Below are 1,768 nucleotides of genomic sequence, written 5' to 3'. Positions count from 1 at the left end.
TCTGCACGCCGACATGGTCCGCTGGGGATGGCGCCCGCACTGGGCCAAGGATCGCGCCGCGCCGATCAATGCTCGAGTAGAGAAAGTCGCCCACGGCCCGTTCTTCCGCGCAATCTGGCCGCACCGGGCGATCATCGCGATCAACAGCTGGTTCGAGTGGGTCGACGAAGGCGGGCCGAAAAAGCAGCCCTATTTGATCAGGCACCGGGACCAGTCACCAATCCTGTGTGCCGCCATAGGCCAATATCCGAACGAAGAGCACGACCCGGGCGAGCACGACGGCTTTGTGATCATTACAGCCGACAGCGCAGGGGGAATGGTCGATATCCACGACCGGCGGCCGGTGGCGTTATCGCCTGAACTCGCACGGGAATGGTTGGATCCGGCCACGCCGAAAGAACGCGCCGAACAGATGGTGCTGCATCAGGGCGAACCGACAGAGGTATTCGAGTGGTTCAGGGTTGACCGGGCCGTGGGGAATGTCCGAAACCAAGGCCCGGATCTGATAAAGCCCGTCGATTGATCAACTGTGCGTCAGCGTTTTCAGCCGCTCCACCAAGGCGGCTTCGAAAATGATGTACAGCCTTTCCGCATCGCCGGCGCGCAAAGCCCCACCGGCTTCCAGTCCAAGCACGAAGCCATCCGCCCGTGCTCCCGCCTTCACAGCGATGATCATCGAATCAGCACGAACGATTTGCGCCAGCAACCGATCCGCCTCTCGTTTCTGCTTCTCGCTCAGCACCACGCCTTCCATATCAGCCACCTATTACCTTCACTACGACATCCAATAAATGACAGAAAGAACGACTGAAACCCAGATAATCGTCATCACAATTGAGTAACCAGCCAGTTGCTTGTCCATGTGCCCGCATCATCCAGATCGAACATAAATGATGGTTTACCGGTGCTCACCTCGCAACAATAGCGCTGAGCCATCATTAAGTGCGCGGATGTAGGCCTGACAAGCCTGCAGCGCGATCAATCCCCGATCACCGGTGTCGGTGATGGCGATAATTCGTTGAGCATGCGCTGGGTCAAGTCGGGCTCGTACGGCTGCATGATCCACGCCGCCGGTGCCGGCGGTGGCTGGCACCCCACAGCCTTTGGCAGCATCGGTTGCGTCGAGGAGGACTGACAGCCGGAGATCAGAAGTGGCAAGGCGATCGCGCAGACGATCTTGGTCACGTTGGACATCGGTCATTTTCCTGAAGTGGGTTTGCTCGCTGTCCGCCAGCCGCTGCTCGAGCGCCAGACGTTTGTCCTGCTCAGCCTGCTGCGCAGTGGCCGCGGCCTGGGTCAGTTGATTGAGGGTTTCGGCGTGCTGCTGGGATTGCTCGGCCAACTGCTTGCCGTAGCGCCAGTCCTGAAACTGCCAGGCGCAGCCGGCGCCGATCAGCACCAGCGCCAGCGCGCCCACCGCTTTCCACGGCACGACCATCACGGAACATCCCTGAAGAACACATGCCCGCCAAGCTTTAAGGTCTGCTTCGCCTTCGCCGACCAAGCCGGCGCCTTGATGCTGGTGGCGTAGTAATGCGTGGCGCCGCCGGTGGGATCAGGCACCTTGCCGTCGATCACCTGGTCAGCTGCGATTCGGCATTGCGCCAGCTCGCGGAACGGGATCTGCTTCACGCCGATCAGGAATTGATAGTTGGGGTCGGTCTTGTTCCAGCAGCTGAACTGGTACGGCTTCTGGCACACGCCAGCGTACCCCTCACCCCACCACGACTTTTCCTTACCATCGAACACACGGTTGCGGATCGTCCAG

At 60.2% G+C, this 1,768-nt stretch carries 4 protein-coding genes; 1 reads left to right on the top strand and 3 read right to left on the bottom strand.

Features of this window, described 5'->3' with window-relative positions; genetic code table 11:
* Nucleotides 1-523: SOS response-associated peptidase family protein (locus M0814_RS28890; protein WP_247868577.1), on the top strand; the 523-nt coding region annotated here is incomplete at its 5' end.
* Here the strand turns inward: M0814_RS28890 and M0814_RS28885 are convergent.
* The 3 genes from M0814_RS28885 to M0814_RS28875 form a co-directional block, all read right to left on the bottom strand.
* Nucleotides 524-754, bottom strand: a complete 231-nt coding sequence (locus M0814_RS28885) for a hypothetical protein (protein WP_112997899.1) — start codon at nt 752-754, stop codon at nt 524-526. It abuts the gene before it with no gap.
* Nucleotides 755-898: 144 nt separating this feature from the next.
* Entirely contained in the window at nt 899-1,438 is a 540-nt protein-coding gene (locus M0814_RS28880) for a lysis system i-spanin subunit Rz (RefSeq protein WP_112997900.1), read from the bottom strand.
* Nucleotides 1,438-1,768: cell wall hydrolase (locus tag M0814_RS28875; protein ID WP_247868576.1), on the bottom strand; the 331-nt coding region annotated here is incomplete at its 5' end. The genes M0814_RS28875 and M0814_RS28880, both read right to left, overlap by 1 nt.

It is taken from the genome of Pseudomonas sp. MWU12-2020, from assembly GCF_023100605.1.
Lineage (GTDB): Bacteria > Pseudomonadota > Gammaproteobacteria > Pseudomonadales > Pseudomonadaceae > Aquipseudomonas > Aquipseudomonas fluorescens_H.
The sequence above is the reverse complement of the archived record's forward strand: the minus strand, read 5'-3'. Positions and strand labels throughout refer to the sequence as shown.